An 18,888-nucleotide genomic window follows, 5' to 3' on the forward strand; every position below is an offset into this window, starting at 1 on the left:
TGCGCAAAACCAGGAGAATTGCCATGTCGATACGATCTGCAGCCCTGACAGCCTATCTTGCCCTCACCGCAACCTTCATGACCGCCGCCGTCTTCTCGCAGGCGGATGCACCGACAGTTTCGATGAGTTCCGTCTCGCTCGGAAAAACCAATCGCGTGATCTCGGGATCGCCGGACAGCTTCGTCATGGAACGCTTTGCCGGCTGACGGACGTTTCACGCGTCCGCGGAAGGGCTCGACGGTCCGCGCCGACCGGGGAGCCTCATGCGGAGTTCTGCGCTACCAGATCAGGCGCAGCAAAAGATAAGCACCGACCCAGAACCCGACCGAGATGGCAAACGCGCAAATAAGCGCGATGATCCGCAGGGTCGGCCATGCCGTTCGCGTCTGCTTCCCGGCATCCGTCCGGTGAAATCTTGGCATGGCGACATCCTCGATCGTCTTTTGCATGGCCTGCCTCATCCGGATGTCCTCCAAACCACCGACACGAAACCGCTCGGTCTCGTGTCCGACTCTCTGGATGTGTACCTGCCTTTCGGCATCAAAACGCTAATCTCGGTCACGGCATTTTACGCAGTGGTGCATTCTCCCTGATACGCTAGACGAAAAAGCCCGGCCTGCAGGTGCGGCCGGGCGCAAGATTTATCATCACAAAAACGTGTAGTCTCAGGCGTCTTCGACAACCCGAAGTGCCTGTGCCCTGGCAAGAGCAGCCTTCTGGACGGCATCCTGCACCTTTTCGAAAGCACGAACCTCGATCTGACGAACACGCTCGCGGCTGATGTCGAACTCGCTCGAAAGCTCTTCCAGCGTAACCGGATCCTCCGTCAGACGTCGGGCCTGGAAGATGCGGCGCTCGCGATCGTTGAGCACGTCCATCGCGCCCGACAGCAGCGAACGCCGGTTTTCCAGCTCGTCCTGTTCGATCAGGATATCTTCCTGGCTTTCGTGGTCGTCCACCAGCCAATCCTGCCACTGGCCGGATTCGCCCTCGCCGGCCTTGATCGGCGCGTTCAACGACGCGTCGCCCGAAAGCCGCTGGTTCATCGAAATGACCTCGGCCTCCGACACGTTCAGCGTGGTCGCGATCTGCTTCACCTGGTCCGGCTTGAGGTCGCCATCGTCAAGTGCCTGGATCTTGCCCTTGAGGCGACGCAGGTTGAAGAACAGACGCTTCTGATTGGCGGTCGTCCCCATCTTCACGAGCGACCAGGAGCGCAGGATATATTCCTGGATGGACGCCTTGATCCACCACATCGCATAGGTCGCCAGGCGGAAGCCCCGCTCGGGATCGAACTTCTTCACGGCCTGCATCAGGCCCACATTCCCTTCGGACACCACCTCGCCGATCGGCAGGCCGTAGCCGCGATAGCCCATGGCGATCTTCGCCACGAGGCGCAGATGGCTGGTCACGAGCTGGTGGGCAGCCTTGCGGTCGTCATGTTCCTGATAGCGCTTGGCGAGCATGTACTCGACCTGCGGCTCCAGCATCGGAAACTTGCGGATTTCATCGAGATATCGATTGAGACCACCTTCGCCGGCGGTCAGTGTCGGCATCGTACTCCGGGCCATTGTGCACCCCTTTCTCGTTCCGGCTTCCATCTGGCCAGCCGGGATGTGGGTCCTTCGACCCCACAGGTCACCAAGATAAGAACGCGCCGCGCACGATTCAAGGATGCAGCCGCGCGATTGCGACCCCATCCTTGGGCTTCGGGATATCTCGGTTAGATCGGCACGACGGCGCTGAATTCAACCCCTCGTGCCATTTTTCAAAAGCCGGTCCGGTCTCTCCACAGATACGGGAGAGACCCGTTGCACGACCGATCTCAGTGGATGGCGGCGCCGTCGTCTTCCTGTTCGGACAAGAACGCCTCGTCGCTCTTGGCGCTCAGGCGGACGCGGTTCCCATCGACGCTGTCGACCAGCGACAGGTCGATGAAATGATGGTGATCCTGATGTCCGACCGGATTGTCCTTCTTGGTCAGCTTGATGCGCTGGCCTTCGACACCGTCGACGGTTCCGACGTGTACGCCATCGGCGCTGATGACTTCGGCATGTTCCTTGATGTGGCTGGCGTCGATCATGATGTCTTCCCTTCGCTTTGGATGAGGCTGTTGATGCGGGGAAAACGCCGGCCTCTGCAAAAGGATGCATAGGCGCGCCAAGATTTCGCGGCTGGCCTGTCGGCCAATGACAACCGTCACGCCTTGAGCGCGGCTGCCAGCTCCAGCATGTCGGCGGGAAGCGGCGAGGTAAACCGCATGGTTTCGCCGGTGGATGGGTGCTCGAACGCCAGCATGAACGCATGCAGCGCTTGGCGCGGGAACCGGTCGACGGTCGCCTTGGCCGCTTCCGGCAGGAGGTTCGATTTCGTCCGGAACGCCGCGCCGTAATCGACGTCGCCGATCAGCGGATGCCCGATATAGGCCATGTGCACGCGGATCTGATGCGTGCGCCCCGTTTCGAGGCGGCATTCGACCATTGCCGCGAGCGCCGTCGCGTCCGGCTTTTCGTGATAGCGCTCGGTGACTTCGTAGTGGGTGATCGCCTCGCGGGCATCATCGGCATCGTGCTTCTTCACCGCCCGCTTGATCCGGTCGCCAGCGCGTCCGAGGGGTGCGTCGATGGTCCCGCGCAGTCCGCGCGGACGCCCCCAGACGATGGCGGCATAGGCGCGCTCCAGCGGCCCCGTGCGGCCATGGTCGGCAAACTGGTCAGAGAGATGCCGGTGGGCGAGATCGTTCTTCGCCACGACCATGACGCCGCTCGTGTCCTTGTCCAGGCGATGGACGATGCCCGGCCGCTTGACCCCGCCAATGCCCGACAGGCTGTCGCCGCAATGATGGATCAGCGCGTTGACCAGCGTCCCCGTCCAGTTGCCTGCGCCGGGATGCACGACGAGGCCCGGTGGCTTGATCAGCACGATCACGTCGTCGTCCTCATAGAGGACATCGAGCGGGATAGCCTCGCCCTTGGGCTCGGGATCGTCCGGCTCCGGCATGCCGATCTCGAACAGGTCGCCCTGCTGCACCTTGCGCTTGGGCTCCAGAACCGGCTTGCCGTTGACGCGCACGGCGCCCTGCTCGATCAGGGCCTTGATGCGGTTGCGCGAGAAAAGGCCGTCCATCTGCTCGGTCAGCCACGCATCCATGCGCCCGGATGCATCCTCGTCCGCCGTCAGGACTTTCCTTGGGGCTGCCGCTTGTTTAAAGGGGTCGTTCATTCTTGCTCAATCCGTGAGGTCAAACCGCCCATGTCGCTCCAGGAACCTGACGAACAGGACGAAAAGCCGCTCGATCCGGTCATGGAAAACGTTCGCCGCAAGATGATCCGCCTGCAGCTGGTCTCGGCGGGTGTGATGTTGGTCATGCTTATGGCCGTGCTGGGCGCGATTGTCTACAAGGTCACGCGCCCGAGCGACGCGCCACAGCTGGCAGGGACGCTTGCCAACACCGGGGCCGGCGTGCCGAGCGACGCGCCACTGACGGCCACCGCCCTGCTTCCGCAAGGCTTCGAGATCGCGCAGACGTCGCTGTCCGGCGGGCAGATCCTGTTCTTCGGTACGCTCTTCGGCGTTCGCAAGGCGCTCGTCTACGACATTGCCGCCAACCGGATCGTCGCCGACGTCACCGTGTCCGCGAACTGACCGTGGCGGACGCCGAGCGCCGGGTAACGCGCATCACGGATCCGGCGGATCCGCGCATCGCCGCGTTCGTCTCGATTCGCGAGCGCGACCTGACGGGGCGGCAGAACCGCTTCATCGCGGAGGGAACCGTGGTGCTGCGCATGCTCGCGGCATCCGCCCGCGCTGCGGGGCCGTTCACGGCCGAGGCGATCCTGCTTCTCGAAAGCCGTCATGCCGGGGTGGCGGACATTCTCGCCCAGTTCGACGACACGGTGCCGGTGTTCCTCGCGGACGCGGGCGTGTTCAACGCGATTGCCGGCTTCGACATGCATCGGGGCGTGCTCGCGATCGGCCTGCGGCAAAAACCGCAGAGGCTTGCAGACGTGCTGGCGCGCCTGCCGGACGATGCCCTGATCCTGGCCGCCTGCGGCCTTTCCAACCACGACAATGTCGGCGCGATCTTCCGCAATGCGGCCGCCTTCGGTGCGAGTGCGGTGCTTCTGGATGAAACCTGCTGCGATCCGCTGTATCGCAAGGCGATCCGCGTGTCCGTCGGCGCGGTGCTGACTGTTCCCTTCGTGCGCGAGGGATCGGTCGGCAGCCTGCTCGCCGCCATCGAACACCGCGGCTTCGCGCTCTGGGGCCTGTCGCCGCGTGGTGAGACCGATCTGGACGACATCCCGCCGGCGCGCCGCACGGCGCTGGTCGTCGGCGCCGAGGGCGAAGGCCTGCCGCCCGCCATCCTGGCGGCGATCCGGACCGCGCGCATCCGGCAGAAGCCCGGTCTCGACAGTCTCAACGTCGCCACCGCCACCGGTATCGCCCTGCACCGGATCGCGCAGCTGAACGCGATCGTCTGAACGCGATCGTCTTACCGCGTCTAGAGCGCGTTGCGTGAAAAACGATTCACGCAACGCGCTTTCAGGTCGTGTTGTGATGCATGTCGTTTGCCGAAACCGCTGCACACGTTCGGGCGACGTTCATCAGGAGGTGGAGGCAAGAAGCGAGCGGGTGCGCGCGGCCAGCGTCGGCGTGCCGGCGTCCGCGGTCTCGCGGGCCAGCAAGGCCGGAATGGGCGACGCCGCGCCTTCGTTGCGCGCGGTCAGGGCCGTCATGCCGGCCGCAATCGTCAGCAGGTCATTGCGCAGCGCTGCATCCTCCCCGGGATCGGCAGAGACAAGCCGATCAAGGAATGCGCCGGCCTCGGCTCTCAGCTCGTCCGGCGACGGAAGGGTCTGTGCGGGAAGGCGCGTGATCCCCTCGGGTGCCGGCATGGCGATTGCGGTCTCCTCGGCAACGGGTGGACGCACGGCCTCGCCAGCCGCGTCTCCCCCAGCCGCGTCTCCGCCCGCCAGACGGGTCTCGATTCCGGCCGCGCGCAGGGCCTGAAGCGCCGTCGCCAGATCCGATGTCATCTCGCGCACGCGCGTCATCAGACGGTCGATTTCCGCGCGACCCCGTTGGAGGCTTGTCTCGCGGTCGGCCAGAAGCGCATTGGCCGTCGTCAACCGGGATTCGACCTGCTTTGCGCGGACCTCCTGCTGCTCGAGCTTCAGTTCGAGGGCCTTTGCCTTTTCGCTCGCGCGACGCCGCTCGTCGCGCAGGGTCTCGCGCTCGTCGCGCAGACCGCCGGCGCGGGCATGAAGCTCGTCGATCTGGAGCGCTTCGGCGGCGGACACCGCCCGCATCTCGTCGAGGTCGCCCGAGACCCGGTCGAGCTGACGGGCAAGCACGGCCGCTTGCTCGGTCTTTGCCGCATAATCCGTTTCCAGCGACGCCAGCGCCTCCTTCAACCGCTCGATATGCTGCTCGAGAAGCCGGATGCCGGAGCGCAGGTCGCCCGCTTCCACATTCATCACGTCCAGCTGGGCCCGAAGATCCTCGTTCTCGGCACGCACGGTGCGCATCTCCTGCTCGGCCTTTTCGCGCGCGAGCATCAGCGCGATCGCCTTGTCGCGCTCACGCTTCAGCGTCTGGCTGGTCCGGACGTTCTCCGCAGCATAGATCGCGCGCGCCGCATCCTTCTGGGCACGCACCTCCTGCTGCGAGAGCGGCGTCGTCGCCTTCAGCCGGTCTTCCGCAAACCGCACGATCCGCCGATGGACGACGGGCGCGACCAGCGCGCCGAGCAGAACCGCAGAGAGAAAACCCAGGGCGAACATCAGTGCAAATTGGATCACGCGGAGGTCACTTCACAGGCGGTTGGACAAGGGCTTCATCCCCTTGCCATCATTATTCGCGCTCGGCCCGGACTTGGCAAGCATGCGACGAAGAGGCCGCACGACAGAAGCATGCGGCCATCGGCAACCACGAGATCCGGACGCGGGGTCCCCGGCCCGGAGATGGCTCAGAAGGGGTTCCAGGTCGGCTGCTGGGTCAGCTTGAGATAGCCGACATTGATGCCGAGGCGTGCGCCGACGCCGGTACGGATCGGCACGAGCACGATGTGCTCGTCCGTCAGGACCGTCATGCCGACACCGGCCACCACATAGGCCGAACCGGACACGCCGCCGAAGCGCTTGTAGAGGCTCGGCACGCTCGGAAGATTATAGACGAGCATCATGATGCGGCTGCCCTGCCCCCCGGCGTCGATGCCGAGCGAAGGACCCTGCCAGTAGACGCTGTGCTGCCCGGCATTCTTTGTGTTCAGACTGCCCTCGCCATAGGTCAGACCGGCGACGAAGGCGCCCGATCCTTCCTGGCCGAGAATATAGCCGTTCGGCAGTCCGTAGCTCTCGAAGGCGCGCTCGACCACCTTGGCCAGACCGCCGGAGGTGGATCCGAAGAAGCCGTGACCGGCATCGACGATCTCCTGGATGGAATATTGCGACGCGCTGTTGGCCGCCTGCGCGGACGCGGTGGAGACCGTCACACACAGGGCAAAAGCGCCGAACAGGACGGCTTTCACGGCAGACAGCAGGCCGCGCCGCGGCATGCGGGTGGCGGCATCCTTCGAGGGTGCACATGTCGATCTCGGCAGCATCGAATCCTCCGTTTTCGCAGGGCCGATGACGTGCGACAGGCGCAAGCCGTGCCTGTCCTCGCTCCCGGCCCGGGATTCCGCCACTCTGAACCCATCATCTTAACAATTGGTTTACCAAACATGGTGTCATTATGGCTGCACCGAACGCGCCACGTCCGCGCAATCTTCACCCGCTAAACAATCCCCGAAAACGGCCCTGCGCGAACCCGTCGCGCACCGGGATGATCGGCAAGGGCGACCTTTAAGGACACGACGATGGAAAAGAATCCGAACCTCACCCTGACCGGCCCCGATCTCGCTGCCCTGTTGTGCAGCCGCGTCTGCCACGACATCATCTCGCCGGTCGGCGCCATCAACAATGGCCTCGAGTTACTGGACGAAGGCGGCGCCGATGCCGACGCGATGGACCTCATCCGCACGAGCGCACTGAACGCCGCCGTCCGCCTGAAATTTGCCCGCCTCGCTTTCGGCGCCTCCGGCTCGGTCGGCGCGTCGATCGACACGGGTGAAGCGGAAAAGGCGGCGCGCGATTTCGCGATCGTCGAAAAGAAGACCGAGATCAGCTGGACCGGCCCGCGCGTCATCATCCCGAAGAACCGCGTCAAGCTGCTGCTGAACCTCTTCCTTATCGCCTATGGCGCCATTCCGCGCGGCGGCTCGCTCGACGTGACCTTGGAAAACCCGGAATATGAGGCCGTCTTCAAGCTCGTCGTGCGCGGCAAGATGATGCGGGTACCACCCAAGCTTGTCGAACTTCTGTCCGGCACGCTCGAAGAGGCGGTCGACGCCCACACCATCCAGCCCTACTACACGGTGCTCCTTGCGGACGAAGCCGGCATGAAGATCGAAATCCTTCCGACGCCGGAAGAGATCGTGTTCATGGCCTCCTCGGTTTCCTGAGGTCTGCGGTAACGGTTTGTTTGCCAAAGGCGCCTAATATTCTCCCGACGCGCACATGACATCGCTCCGGCCTGCCGGATGATGGACATGCGCAACCGGACGTTGACGCACCGCGCGGGCGGTTTTCTGCCCGCGGACGCGACCGACGTCGCGATGACGGGAATGAAAGGACAAAGGAGCCCCCATGCAGCGCTTGATGATCGCCGACGACTCCGACGTGGTGCGCAAGGTCGGCAAGCGCATCCTCTCCGGCATGGGCTTTCTGGTTTCCGAAGCCGCCAACGGCCTCGACGCGCTGGCGCGATGCGAAGCCGAACTGCCGAACATCATTATCGTTGATGCGGGGCTCGATGGCGCCCTGGAGCTCATCGCAAACATTCGCGTGATGTCCGAAGGCAAGTCTGTGCGCATCTACTACTGCGTCATCGAGGCGGATCTTCGCAAGATGATGGCCGGCAAGCGCGCCGGCGCCGACGACTTCCTGCTGAAGCCGTTCGACCGCAAGATTCTGACCAGCGTGTTCGGCGCCTACGCCGCCGCTGCCTGACGTCGACATTTCCAAAACGTCCCTCCCCTCCGCAAACGGCCGCCTTCCCGGCGGCCTTTTTTGTTGCGCAGCGCAGGGCGCGTGGCGCGGCTGCCGAACGGTTGCCAGACGGCCGAGACGAACTCGCCAAGACACTGGCCGGGACGAACTGGCCAAAACGAAAAACCCGCCACGAGGGCGGGTCGGTCGGCACCGACGAACGGCGATCCTGCACTGCGGGATGCATGATCGCCGACGGCGCTCAAGACATCCGGGAGATCAGGCGCTCTCGGCGAGATCGCCTTCCGGTTCGCGCAGCACGTAGCCACGGCCCCAGACGGTCTCGATGTAGTTGGCGCCGCCTGCGGCATTGGCCAGCTTCTTGCGCAATTTGCAGATGAAGACGTCGATGATCTTCAGTTCGGGCTCGTCCATGCCGCCATAAAGGTGGTTGAGGAACATTTCCTTGGTGAGCGTCGTCCCCTTGCGGAGCGAAAGCAGCTCCAGCATCTGGTATTCCTTGCCCGTCAGGTGAACGCGCTGGCCGCCGACTTCCACGGTCTTGGCATCCAGGTTGACGATCAGTTCGCCGGTCGAGATGACGGACTGGGCATGGCCCTTGGAGCGGCGAACGATCGCATGGATGCGCGCCACGAGCTCGTCCTTGTGGAACGGCTTGGTCATGTAGTCGTCTGCGCCGAAGCCGAGGCCGCGGACCTTGTCCTCGATGCCGGCCATGCCGGAGAGGATGAGGATCGGCGTCTTCACCTTGGACAGGCGAAGCGTCCGGAGCACCTCGTAGCCCGACATGTCGGGCAGGTTGAGGTCGAGCAGGATGATGTCGTAATCATAGAGCTTGCCGAGATCGACGCCCTCTTCACCGAGATCGGTGGTGTACACATTGAAACTCTCGGACTTAAGCATCAGCTCGATGCTCTGCGCTGTCGCGCTGTCGTCCTCGATAAGCAGAACCCGCATATGTTTGTCCCCTTTTCCGCCGCCGAAAGGTATCGCAAGGCTGCCTGACGCTAAACGGATCCAGTCGTTGCCTGATTTGGAGCTTGCCACCAAATGGTTAACAAATTCTGATTCCCTCTGGCAAGGTGCACATCCTTTGTTAAATATTTTTGTCAGCCCCTTGATTTTGTTTGATTTTGATAAAACGACCTTCTCACCCTCAAGGTGAGCCGGGCGCCCTATCGGACTCCAGAGATTCGTCAAAAGACCAAAGCATCAGATTTCGCGTTGGCCATTTACCGGGCCTTAAATGATCGTCCCTAGGATTAACTATGCCCGTAAACGAAACGTTACCAGCGGTAGGCATTTGTTAAGATCGCTGGGATTTTTTCGCGGCGCTGCAGGCATGAGCCTTCGGCAAGGGTTGCAAGTGAGATGCCGGGTCTCGCACCGCGGGAGTATTGCGTATGAAGTCACGTGAGAGCCTTGTCCGCCTGAAGGAATTTCAGGTGAAGGACAAACAGCGTCAACTGAAGCAGCTTCAGATGATGATGGCCGAATTCGAAAGGATGACCAAGGATTTGGAGCATCAGATCGCCTTCGAGGAGAAAAAGTCTGGCATTTCGGATCCGTCCCATTTTGCCTATCCGACCTTTGCAAAGGCAGCCCGCCAGCGGGCCGACAATCTGCAAGTGTCGGTACGGGAACTGAAAGTTCAGCAGGACGCGGCCGAACTCGCTCTGGAAGAGGTCCAGGCAGAATTCGCCAAGGCCTCCGCCCTCGAAGAACGCGACGGTCTCGTGCGGCTGCGCGCCTGATCCGTTCTGCCGACAGTCGAAACTGTTCGGCAGACCAGCCTGACCGACGACACCGCGCCTCGCTCCGAAGCGCGGCTGTCGTCGTCGTGCTTTCAGCTCATGTCTCCGGCCGGCCTTTGTGCTCCTCGTGCGCAAAGATCGACACAGAGGATGATCGGTAAGCCAAGGAGCTTGCGCGAAGCCTGTCCGCCCCTCGCCTCGCGGTTGCCGGACGCAAAAAAGCGCAGGATCGGCGCTTGCTGCTCCTTTATAGCGGCCCGCGGCCACGCTGCCCTTGTTGCTGCCCGTGAACTCGTCCCTGCCCTTCAGCCAGGCCCCGGCGGGTGCGGCTCGCGCCGATCCTGAACCCGCCATCCTCCCGTCGATCCTAACGCTGCCGCCGTGCCCCAGGGGGACGCCGTGCCGGACGCGGGGTCAGACACGACGCAGCACCGGTTGGAGAACGCGGATGGGCGACCGCGACATATGCCGCGGCCGCCCATCGATAGGCCTGACCTCCTGAGGGGTCAGTGGCGATATTGCTGGATGCGCGTCGTGCGCAATCCGGCGAGGCCGTGATCGTTGATGGAGGCCTGCCACGACAGGAACTCCTCCACGGTCAGCGTATAGCGCTCGCACGCTTCTTCCAGGCTCAGCAGGCCACCGCGAACGGCCGCCACCACTTCTGCCTTCCGTCTAATCACCCAGCGCCGCGTGTTCGCCGGAGGAAGATCGGCAATCGTCAGTGGGCTGCCATCCGGGCCGATGACATACTTCACGCGGGGTCGTACCATTTCGGTCATTGGACTCTCTACACATACTCAAGACCATATTCCGCGAGCCTAGCCTGCCACATTTAAGATTTGCCTAAGCTCCGCGACACAATTTATCCATCATTCGAATGACTTGCCGGAAAGGGTGAAGACGGCACGGAAAGAACGGCCTTTTTTCGCCCTTTCGCCCGCGCTCAGGCGGCGCGGATGCCGCATGCAGGCCGCGATTGTATCACGGCGCGGCACACGGAAAAGCAGGGGGAAATCCCGGGAAACAGGGCCTGCGGACCGCCATCGTCCCCGCATGGCTGCCATGCGAAAGCGCGGGTTTCAAAACTTGTAAGTTTTACATATAAATCGATGCAATGCAGAGACGTGCGATGCGCGCGGGCTGACGGGACGCTTTTTTCTTGCGACGGGTGCTGGCCGCGCAAGTCGGCGATGTCGGCAGGCTGCAGAATATCTGCTTCGAAGGCCGCAAGGGTTTCGAGATCTCTCTCCTTTGCATCCCCGGATGCGTTCGGATCGGTATTCCGCTAGACTGACAGTGTCTGATGACGGCAGAGCGCCCGCGTGAGCGGGAATAGAGCGCCATGCTGCCAGCAGACAATGACACGCGGATGACGGGACCGTTGTGCCGGCAGGCCGGCGGCAGGTGGGAGCAGGCAGACACATCGCAGGAAACGCAGGAAACAGGGAGCCGGCCAGGCCGGCAGGGGTGATGACGCTATGTCCGACGTGGATGAAACGGTAAGCGGCAGGAAATCGAGCCTGCTGTCTGCCAGCCCCGATCCTTCCGCCGTCCAGACGGAGTACGAGGTGCTGCGCCTCATGCGGCAATGCGCCGCCGAATTCGGCTTCGACAACTTCATGATCGTGCGCGTTCCCGCCGGCGACCAGCAGAATTTCGCGGAGCGGCTCGTTGTCAGCAGCTGGCCGGCGGATCTGGTGCGCGGCTACGATGCGCTCGACATCTTTCGCCTGAGCCGCCTGGTGGAGGATCTGCGCCACACGAAGCTGCCCGTCTTCCGGGAGACGGCCACCCTGCTCGGCCTTCGCGGCAAGCCCGTGACCTCTCTCCAGATCGCCCCCTCCATGGCCTTCACCTTGGCCGTGCTGATGCACACGACCTATGCCGACCCGTTCATCGTCACCCTCTCGGGAAGCCGCGACGCGCCGCACGGCATCGAGGCGGCGGAACTCTATTACGTGCTCCTGCAGCTGTTCGAGCGGCTGGAGCGCGCCATGGATGCGGGCGTCACGACCCGCGAGAAGCTTTCGGCCCGCGAGATCGAGTGTCTCCGCTGGGCCGCGGCCGGCAAGAGCAGCGACGAGATCGCCATCATCCTCGGCATCTCGGCCTATACGGTCAGCAGCTATTTCAAGACCGCCGCCCGCAAGCTCGACGCCGTCAACCGCATGCAGGCCATTGCCCGCGCCATGCGCCTGAAGATCATCTGAGCCCTAAGCCCGAGCCCGCAGAAACCCTCGACGCCGATCCCTCCGGGATCGAGGCCTCTGGGATTGGGGCCTTCGGATCGAGCCCTTCGGGATGGGGGCTTCGCGATCGGTGCTTCGGGAGCGCGATGACGCGCAGCGCTTGTAGAGGCCCGTGCGACCTTTTATATTGCGGTGAACAAGGTGCAGGCGCCGATGCCGCACCGGTCATCCGACAGAAGCGGACCTTTTCTCGTGAACAGCCTCGATTTCGACCGCAAGCCCGAAGATACCCGCGTCGTGGTCGCCATGTCCGGCGGCGTCGACAGCTCCGTCGTTGCGGGCATCCTGAAGCGGGAGGGCTATGACGTCTTCGGCATCACGCTGCAGCTCTACGACCACGGCGCGGCCGTCCATCGCGCCGGCTCCTGCTGCGCCGGACAGGATATCGACGATGCCCGCCGCGTCTGCGAGGTGCTCGGCATCCCGCATTACGTGCTCGACTATGAACAGCGCTTTCGCGAGACGGTCATCAATCCCTTTGCCGAAAGCTACATCGCCGGCGAGACGCCGATTCCCTGCGTTGCCTGCAACCAGACGGTCAAGTTCGCGGATCTCCTGGCGACGGCGCGCGATCTCGGTGCCGATGCGCTGGCCACCGGGCATTACATCCGCTCGCGCCCCAATCCGCAGCCGGGCTTTCCCGGCCGCCGCTCGCTCTATCGTCCGGCCGATGCCGATCGTGACCAGAGCTACTTCCTGTTTGCCACCACGCAGGAGCAGATCGACTATCTGCGCTTTCCACTCGGCCACCTGACCAAGGCGGAAACCCGGGCCCTGGCCGAGGACATGGGCCTCGTCGTGGCCAAGAAGGCCGACAGCCAGGACATCTGCTTCGTGCCGCAGGGCAAGTACAGCGACATCGTTTCCAAGCTGAAGCCCAATGCGGCGCTCGCCGGCGATATCGTCCATCTCGACGGGCGTGTGCTCGGCCGCCACGACGGCATCCTGCATTACACGGTCGGCCAGCGCCGCGGCATCGGCGTCGCCACGGGCGAGCCGCTGTATGTCGTGCATCTCGACGCACGCTCCTGCCGCGTCATCGTCGGCCCGCGCGAGGCGCTAGAGACCCGCCGCGTCGCGCTGCGCGACATGAACTGGCTGGGCGACATCCCCCTGGCCGACCTGCCGGCGGAGGGCCTCGCCTGCTACGCCAAGGTGCGCTCCACCAAGGTTCCCGCCCCCGCGCGCCTGACGGTCGATGCCGCCGGCATCACCGTCGAACTGATGGAAGGCGAAGCCGGCATCGCACCCGGCCAGGCCTGCGCGCTCTATTCCGGCCCCGGCGAGGACGCCCGCGTCTATGGCGGCGGCTTCATCCTGCGCTCCGAGCGCGAACCCGCTGCCGAACAGGCCCTGCGCCACCTTCTGGACGCCCCTGCGGCCGCCTGAAACCGGTCGGCGCCAGCCCGCCCGGGGCGTCGCCGACGACGCCCCTCCCCCAGCCCCGCTTTTTTTCCGCCATCGCTTGACACCCCCCTGAACCCCATCTTATAAGCCGCCCACCGAAAGCGACCGACCAAGGTCGCATCCGGCGGCGGGGTAGCTCAGGTGGTTAGAGCAGCGGAATCATAATCCGCGTGTCGGGGGTTCGAGTCCCTCTCCCGCTACCAAAATTTTTGCCTTCACGATTGTCTATCGTCCGCGCTGCTGACTGTCGCCGGCGTGACGTTTTGGCGTTTGCGACGGATGTAGCCGGACGCGATTTTCCGGAATTTTGACACAAGAAATTAGAATTTTCAGTTTTCCGGGACCCGTGTCAAAGCAGGCCTCAAAGGTATTCCGGCGAACATTCAAAGCTTCACCCTGTTCGTGTTAGCCGATACGTCAATTGTAATCTTCCCAAGGTAACTCGGTCATTCCTCCGCTGGCCTTTAAAACGGCGCGTTTTAGCACTTCCGACGGAATTGATGCGAAGAATGGAAACTGAGTCGCTTCCCTGAACTCAAGTTGTCGTGACACTAAGCCGACGACCTGTCCTTCCACTGAGACTACAGGGGCCTCCGCTGTTTCCCGGCCGAGCGATCGCACTAAAAAGATCAACATGTTGCCTATCGAACGTTGGGACGTCCAATGCGGCTATCTCACCGCGATGGAATGTTGGCCGAGGCTCGATTGAACGCGCGATCGGAGGATACCCACAGATCATAATGTTTTCGAGAAGGTGAGCGGGACGAAAGGCGAGATCTGGCAGCGGGGAGACTACATCATCATCCAGAAAGATGATTGCAACATCATCATCATCGTTAGTCACGATGTCGCGCACGCCAATCCGCTTTCCCGTAACCATCAGTTCTCGATCGACATCCATGTCCCTTACAACATGTGCGCAGGTCAATATCGCGTTGTTAGAGAAAAGCGTGCCTGTCCCACCGTGAACATCTCCAGCAGCATCTTTTCCTACCACATGAACAAGTGAACTCTGAAACTTGTGCGCAATGTGAGCATGGCCAAGAGCTTTACCCAGAAGGAGGGTGCCCTTTAGCTGTCGAGAAGTGGCTTCAAAAAGGGTGATGAACGCTGCTGTATACTGGCTCCCGCCGCGCTGCTCTAGGAACCCTTCTCTTTCCAACACCCTGGTCATATTCAAGACGCGCGATAGGTGCCGATGTGAATCTACATCAATTGTTTTCATACTTTCTAGGTAGTCAAAGACACGTAGAGGAGTCATCGTGCCTGGGTCGGCCGGCCTATTCAAAACCCTCAGCCAATGCTCGTTTTCAGCGGGCGAAAAAAACTTGAGAAGGCTAACTGCTAGCTGCTCTTCCTGCAGCGGTTCTAGCTTCCTCAACAGATTGTGGCGTTCAAGACGTTGTTTCATGGGCTTGTCCAAAAAAGCGCCTTATTGGTTGGAGCTCGGCGCTACTAGTTAAGCCAACCGTCTCTAAAGAAATGGGCTCGTGCTCTGGCGCACTTCTCCCAATCGATTTCCGTCTTTTCTTTGAGCAACTCGTCCCGCGCCCCTGCCATTTGAGTCGCACCGGCTTCGCCCATCAGCGAGGACAGCGCGATCTTAGTCTGTAAGATTTTCTGCACATCGTCTTTTGCCATGCCGCCCCCAAATGCCATCTCATCCGAGTAGTACGGCGAGAATCAACCGAGAGTCCATCGGGCATCGGGTGAACAGATTGCATCCAGTTACGCGACACAGTGCCTATAACTAACTATGACAAGGTCATAGCGAGGCTAAGTTTCCTAGATAGCTTTCAAACGAAGTTCTGAAACGGTAATCCTGAAATTCGCTACGCATACGTCACAAGCAACCTCGCGCCCGCCGCGTCGGATCGGTTCATCCGATCGGCCACCCCATCATCCAGTCCGTAAAATTCGGGCGAAGGTCAGGTTGCCGTTCGAGGATCGCGGCCCACTCCGGAAATTGATGTGGAGCAGGCGGGCAGACGGGCTTTCATCCGCGCCGCTCGGCAGGCCCTCATGAGAGGCCGGATCCGCATCCAGATGCGAAATGAAGAGCTGGCGCCGTATTTGGACATGCCGACATCGAGCGCTTCGGGCGAGCCCGCCCCTAGATTTTTAGACGCCTTCCTTTGTACCTTCGAAACAGCAAGAGCACCGAGACCGACAGGCTTTGTTCGAGACGCCGTTACAAGCACAACAGACATGAGGGGAGACGAACGTGGACTTCATGAGGCTCCTCAAATCGCTCGAAGAGCTCCTGTACGAGCTTGTCAGTTGGCTCGTCTTCTACCCGGCAACGATGTGGCGCACCGTGACGAGACCTCTGAGCATGATGCGCTATGCGGACCTGGAGCTGGCCGACCGGCCTGAGGACCAATACGACGATACGTTGAGCCCCCCGCTGTTCCTGCTGATCACCCTGCTTCTTTCACAGGCCCTCGCAGCAGCGTTACCCTCTATCGTCGATCCCGCCAGACTGGCCGAAGTCGCGTCGGCAGGGTCCAACCTGATGATCGCGAGAGGCGTGATCTTCGGAATCTATCCCCTCTGCATGGCCGTCACGCTGCTGCGGTGGAAGTCGGTCAAGCTCAGCCGAACCTCTCTTCGCCCACCGTTCTTCAGCCAGTGCTTCGTTGCCGCACCCTTCGTTTTCGCCGTCGGACTGGGCGTCGATCTTCTCGTCCTACCTTTGCAGAAGGGCATGGTCGCAGGCCTGCTTGTGCTGATCGTTGCCGTGGCCTGGTATGGGCAGTGCCAGGTTCGATGGTTTGTCCAGGACCTCGTCATCGGGCCGTCAAAAGCCTTCGGTCTCTTTCTTCTCGCCTTCACACTGGCCACAATGCTTGCCTTGGGCCTTGCCGTGCTTGTCAGTTTTGAGTTCAACGCGGTTTACGGCCACCCGTCGCCCGGCACCGCGTGACGTGATGCGTCGAGAGTGCGAGCTGCACGGACGCCGACGAGACAGGAGCTTGCCGCAATGCCCCCACGCCTCCGGAAAACATCCGGCGATCGGGGATCGTGGCGAATGACGACCCCCTCCTTATGTTTGAGGTCGGGCATATTGCGCTTAAATACGAAATAGCGAATATTCAGGTTCCCTCATGAGAGAACCTGCGGATGACCGCCTTATCGGCCGAAGCCAGACTGTCCGGGATCGACGCCTGTCGCGTCGTGGCCTTCGTCTTCATCGTCGCTTTGCACGCCAAGAGCCCGTTCCTCCCACCGCGCTACGGTCTCCCGCTCGAGATTTTGCCGCGTTTCGCCGTCCCCTTCTTCTTCCTCGTCTCCGGATACTTCCTCAAGGTCGACACACTCAAGTTTTCCGCCTTTGTCGGCAAGTTCGTCCAGCGCCTGTTGGCGATCTACATCGTCTGGATGCTGGTCTATCTCGTTGCCTGGCGGCTCTTCCATGTCGATTTCGGTTTTGCCACAATCGTCGGGCTCGTCGTCGGCGGGGGCCCGGGCTACCATCTCTGGTTCCTTCCTTCGCTCGGCGTCTCGGTCATCACCGTCTTCGTGATTGCGCGCTTCCTTGGCGATCGCGCGCTCGTCGCCATCTGCCTGCTGCTCTACGGCATCGGCCTCTACTACGTCGCGCTCTCTGCGCCTTTGGGCCCCGCCGTCCATTGGAATTTCCGGAACGGGCCCTTTTTCGGTGCCCTGTTTGTCGCCTTGGGCTTTCTCCTCCGGAAGCATGGCTGGCAACCGGAGATGCGCGGCGCGCTGACCCTCACTGCCTTGGGCCTGCTTCTCTCCGGCGTCGAACGCGCTGCCCTCGTGCTTGCAGACCTTGCCACGCCGTCGCAAGCGATCGACTATACGCTGGGAACGGTGCCGTTCGGGGTCGGCGTCTTCGCCATCGCCCTGAACCTGTCGCCCCGCGGTCGCATGGTCGGGAATCTCGCGGCCCTCGGCCGGTACACGCTCGGCCTCTATTGCATCCATGTTCTGCATCTCTGGTGGGTGCAGTGGCTCTTGCCCGCGACAACCCTCGGCAACGTTCTCATCGCGACCGCCGTTACGGTCGTCGCGTCCGTCGCGACGATCCTGCTCCTGTCGCGCGTTACGGCGCTCCGGCGCTTCATCCGCTGACGGCAGGCCATGCCGGCGCGGCGCGCGCCCACCGCCGCGCCAGCCCCTGGACGACAATCGCCAGCGTGACGATCCCGCCCGCCAGCAGGAAAGTGCGCTGCAGGCCGCCGGCCATGGCGGCGGGGGACGCGAGGGCCAGCGCCTTCGTGCCGACGCTGTGCGCAAAGACCGTCCCCATGAGCGATGCGCCTCCGATCAGGCCCAGGTTGCGCGACAGGTTGAGGAGCCCCGAAACGGTGCCGCGGCGGTCCGGTGCGACATCCGCCAGCGCCTCCGTGTTGTTGGCGGACTGGAACAGCTGGTAGCCCGGCGTCAGGACGAGGATGGACAGCACATAGCCGGCAACCCCGATCCTGTTCGGCAGGAAGGCCAATGCGAAGGCGCCGGCGGCCATGAGGACGAGGCCCACCAGCAGCACCCGGCGACTTCCCCAGGCATCCACCATCCGACCGGACGGGACGCCGCTGACGATCGAGATCACCGGACCGACCGCCATGAGGAGGCCGACCCGCGTGTCCGTCAGGCCGAGGCCTTGTCCGAGGTAGAACGGGGCCACCACCAGCGTCGTCATCATGACGTTGGCGACCAGCACGTTGACGATGAGATGCGGCAGGAGGCCGTGGCGCAGCATGGCCCGCAGCGGAGCCGCAGCCGCCCTGCCCTGACCCGCACCCTGACTTTTGCCTTTGCCCTGCCCCCCGCTGTCGGCATGTGGCATCAGGTCCGGCTGCACGGCGGGCACCCGGGCCGGCAACAAGGCAAAGGCCATCACCGAGGCGATGGCCGCCAGCGGCACCTGCACCCAGAAGATGCCACGCCCTCCGAGGATCGGGATCACCAGGCCCCCGAGGGTCGGCCCGAGCGCCGTTCCGAGGGCCGACACCGTGCCGAGCAGGCCCATGGCACGGCCAAGGCTTCCCGCGCTCGCCGTCTCGCGCATCAGGGCCATGGACAGCGTCATCAGGAAGGCGGCCCCGACGCCTTGCAGGGCGCGCGCACCGATCAGCGTCCACAGGTCGGGCGCCAGGGCGCCGAGCAACGACCCGGCGAAGAAAAGGCCGAGGCCCGCCAGCAGCGTGCGCTTCAGCCCATATGCATCGCCAAGCCGACCGGCATGAACCACCGTCACCGTCATGGCGAGGAGGTAGGCGACGACGACCGCCTGCACCTCGGCAAAGGGTGCGGCAAACTCCCTGGACAGCGTCGGCAGGGCGATGTTGGCGATACTGGTGCCGAGCGAGGCCAGCAGCATGGCAAGCGCCAGCGTGATTCTGCCCCCCAGCCGTGATCGGTTCCCCGTGATGGTTCCAGCCTGTTGCATCC

The 18,888-nt window shown here is 62.8% G+C and carries 21 protein-coding genes and 1 tRNA gene; 11 read left to right on the top strand and 11 right to left on the bottom strand.

From position 1 onward, the window contains the following. The first annotated feature begins 23 nt into the window (after positions 1–23). Positions 24–206 carry a hypothetical protein gene (locus ASG25_RS14220; RefSeq protein ID WP_062474945.1) on the top strand — a complete coding sequence of 61 codons (183 nt, stop codon included), beginning with the start codon at positions 24–26 and terminating at the stop codon, positions 204–206. Positions 207–278: 72 nt separating this feature from the next. Here the strand turns inward: ASG25_RS14220 and ASG25_RS14225 are convergent, their stop codons facing one another. The 4 genes from ASG25_RS14225 to ASG25_RS14240 form a co-directional block, all read right to left on the bottom strand. Then, the gene (locus tag ASG25_RS14225; RefSeq protein WP_156381761.1) at positions 279–449 is read right to left on the bottom strand and encodes a hypothetical protein; all 171 of its coding nucleotides are present in this window, start codon (positions 447–449) and stop codon (positions 279–281) included. A 216-nt stretch (positions 450–665) separates the two neighbouring features. Beyond that, positions 666–1,571: an RNA polymerase sigma factor RpoH gene (gene rpoH / locus ASG25_RS14230; protein ID WP_062474951.1), complete on the bottom strand. Its 906-nt coding sequence runs from the start codon at positions 1,569–1,571 to the stop codon at positions 666–668. A gap of 254 nt (positions 1,572–1,825) precedes the next feature. Further along, positions 1,826–2,083 (bottom strand): DUF2171 domain-containing protein, encoded by a 258-nt coding sequence (locus ASG25_RS14235; protein WP_062474954.1) that lies wholly within the window; start codon positions 2,081–2,083, stop codon positions 1,826–1,828. 116 nt (positions 2,084–2,199) lie between these two features. Further along, on the bottom strand, positions 2,200–3,222 hold the full coding sequence (locus ASG25_RS14240) for an RluA family pseudouridine synthase (protein WP_062474957.1): 1,023 nt from the start codon (positions 3,220–3,222) through the stop codon (positions 2,200–2,202). 30 nt (positions 3,223–3,252) lie between these two features. On the opposite strand from ASG25_RS14240, the gene ASG25_RS14245 reads away from it, so the two are divergent. Both ASG25_RS14245 and ASG25_RS14250 read left to right on the top strand, forming a co-directional pair. Then, positions 3,253–3,645: a hypothetical protein gene (locus ASG25_RS14245; RefSeq protein WP_062474960.1), complete on the top strand. Its 393-nt coding sequence runs from the start codon at positions 3,253–3,255 to the stop codon at positions 3,643–3,645. A 2-nt stretch (positions 3,646–3,647) separates the two neighbouring features. Next, a complete protein-coding gene (locus ASG25_RS14250; protein WP_062474963.1) occupies positions 3,648–4,484 on the top strand; it encodes an RNA methyltransferase in 837 nt (278 codons plus the stop codon). Positions 4,485–4,607: 123 nt separating this feature from the next. Here ASG25_RS14250 and ASG25_RS14255 read toward each other — a convergent pair whose 3' ends face one another. Then, positions 4,608–5,804, bottom strand: coding sequence for a hypothetical protein (locus ASG25_RS14255; RefSeq protein WP_062474966.1), 1,197 nt, complete (start codon positions 5,802–5,804; stop codon positions 4,608–4,610). 167 nt (positions 5,805–5,971) lie between these two features. Continuing rightward, positions 5,972–6,607 carry an EipA family protein gene (locus ASG25_RS14260; protein WP_082475650.1) on the bottom strand — a complete coding sequence of 212 codons (636 nt, stop codon included), beginning with the start codon at positions 6,605–6,607 and terminating at the stop codon, positions 5,972–5,974. A 255-nt stretch (positions 6,608–6,862) separates the two neighbouring features. Between ASG25_RS14260 and ASG25_RS14265 the strand changes: the two genes are divergently transcribed. Both ASG25_RS14265 and ASG25_RS14270 read left to right on the top strand, forming a co-directional pair. Further along, positions 6,863–7,507, top strand: coding sequence for a histidine phosphotransferase family protein (locus ASG25_RS14265; protein WP_062474969.1), 645 nt, complete (start codon positions 6,863–6,865; stop codon positions 7,505–7,507). Positions 7,508–7,691: 184 nt separating this feature from the next. Next, positions 7,692–8,054, top strand: coding sequence for a response regulator (locus tag ASG25_RS14270; RefSeq protein WP_062474972.1), 363 nt, complete (start codon positions 7,692–7,694; stop codon positions 8,052–8,054). Positions 8,055–8,312: 258 nt separating this feature from the next. Here ASG25_RS14270 and ctrA read toward each other — a convergent pair whose 3' ends face one another. Continuing rightward, entirely contained in the window at positions 8,313–9,011 is a 699-nt protein-coding gene (ctrA, locus tag ASG25_RS14275) for a cell cycle two-component system response regulator CtrA (RefSeq protein WP_056339603.1), read from the bottom strand. Between the two features lie 446 nt (positions 9,012–9,457). On the opposite strand from ctrA, the gene ASG25_RS14280 reads away from it, so the two are divergent. After that, the gene (locus tag ASG25_RS14280) at positions 9,458–9,808 is read left to right on the top strand and encodes a hypothetical protein (RefSeq protein ID WP_062474976.1); all 351 of its coding nucleotides are present in this window, start codon (positions 9,458–9,460) and stop codon (positions 9,806–9,808) included. Positions 9,809–10,314: 506 nt separating this feature from the next. Here ASG25_RS14280 and ASG25_RS14285 read toward each other — a convergent pair. Next, positions 10,315–10,590 (bottom strand): DUF1153 domain-containing protein, encoded by a 276-nt coding sequence (locus tag ASG25_RS14285; protein WP_062474978.1) that lies wholly within the window; start codon positions 10,588–10,590, stop codon positions 10,315–10,317. 699 nt (positions 10,591–11,289) lie between these two features. Between ASG25_RS14285 and ASG25_RS14295 the strand changes: the two genes are divergently transcribed. From ASG25_RS14295 to ASG25_RS14305, 3 genes are all read left to right on the top strand, one after another. After that, on the top strand, positions 11,290–12,021 hold the full coding sequence (locus ASG25_RS14295; RefSeq protein ID WP_062474984.1) for a LuxR family transcriptional regulator: 732 nt from the start codon (positions 11,290–11,292) through the stop codon (positions 12,019–12,021). Positions 12,022–12,213: 192 nt separating this feature from the next. After that, positions 12,214–13,449 carry a tRNA 2-thiouridine(34) synthase MnmA gene (mnmA, locus tag ASG25_RS14300; protein WP_062475772.1) on the top strand — a complete coding sequence of 412 codons (1,236 nt, stop codon included), beginning with the start codon at positions 12,214–12,216 and terminating at the stop codon, positions 13,447–13,449. A 144-nt stretch (positions 13,450–13,593) separates the two neighbouring features. After that, positions 13,594–13,670, top strand: a tRNA-Met gene (locus ASG25_RS14305). A gap of 332 nt (positions 13,671–14,002) precedes the next feature. On the opposite strand, the gene ASG25_RS22325 is transcribed toward ASG25_RS14305, so the two are convergent. Both ASG25_RS22325 and ASG25_RS14315 read right to left on the bottom strand, forming a co-directional pair. After that, entirely contained in the window at positions 14,003–14,878 is an 876-nt protein-coding gene (locus ASG25_RS22325; RefSeq protein WP_082480196.1) for a serine protease, read from the bottom strand. Between the two features lie 44 nt (positions 14,879–14,922). Beyond that, entirely contained in the window at positions 14,923–15,108 is a 186-nt protein-coding gene (locus ASG25_RS14315) for a hypothetical protein (RefSeq protein WP_062474991.1), read from the bottom strand. A gap of 592 nt (positions 15,109–15,700) precedes the next feature. Between ASG25_RS14315 and ASG25_RS14320 the strand changes: the two genes are divergently transcribed. Continuing rightward, on the top strand, positions 15,701–16,393 hold the full coding sequence (locus ASG25_RS14320) for a permease (RefSeq protein ID WP_244479423.1): 693 nt from the start codon (positions 15,701–15,703) through the stop codon (positions 16,391–16,393). 197 nt (positions 16,394–16,590) lie between these two features. After that, positions 16,591–17,565: an acyltransferase gene (locus tag ASG25_RS14325; RefSeq protein ID WP_062474997.1), complete on the top strand. Its 975-nt coding sequence runs from the start codon at positions 16,591–16,593 to the stop codon at positions 17,563–17,565. On the opposite strand, the gene ASG25_RS14330 is transcribed toward ASG25_RS14325, so the two are convergent. After that, positions 17,555–18,886, bottom strand: a complete 1,332-nt coding sequence (locus tag ASG25_RS14330; protein WP_062475000.1) for an MFS transporter — start codon at positions 18,884–18,886, stop codon at positions 17,555–17,557. The two genes, ASG25_RS14325 and ASG25_RS14330, sit on opposite strands and share 11 nt — an antisense overlap. Positions 18,887–18,888: the final 2 nt, after the last annotated feature.

It is taken from the genome of Rhizobium sp. Leaf384 (genome assembly GCF_001424065.1).
GTDB lineage: Bacteria > Pseudomonadota > Alphaproteobacteria > Rhizobiales > Rhizobiaceae > Ferranicluibacter.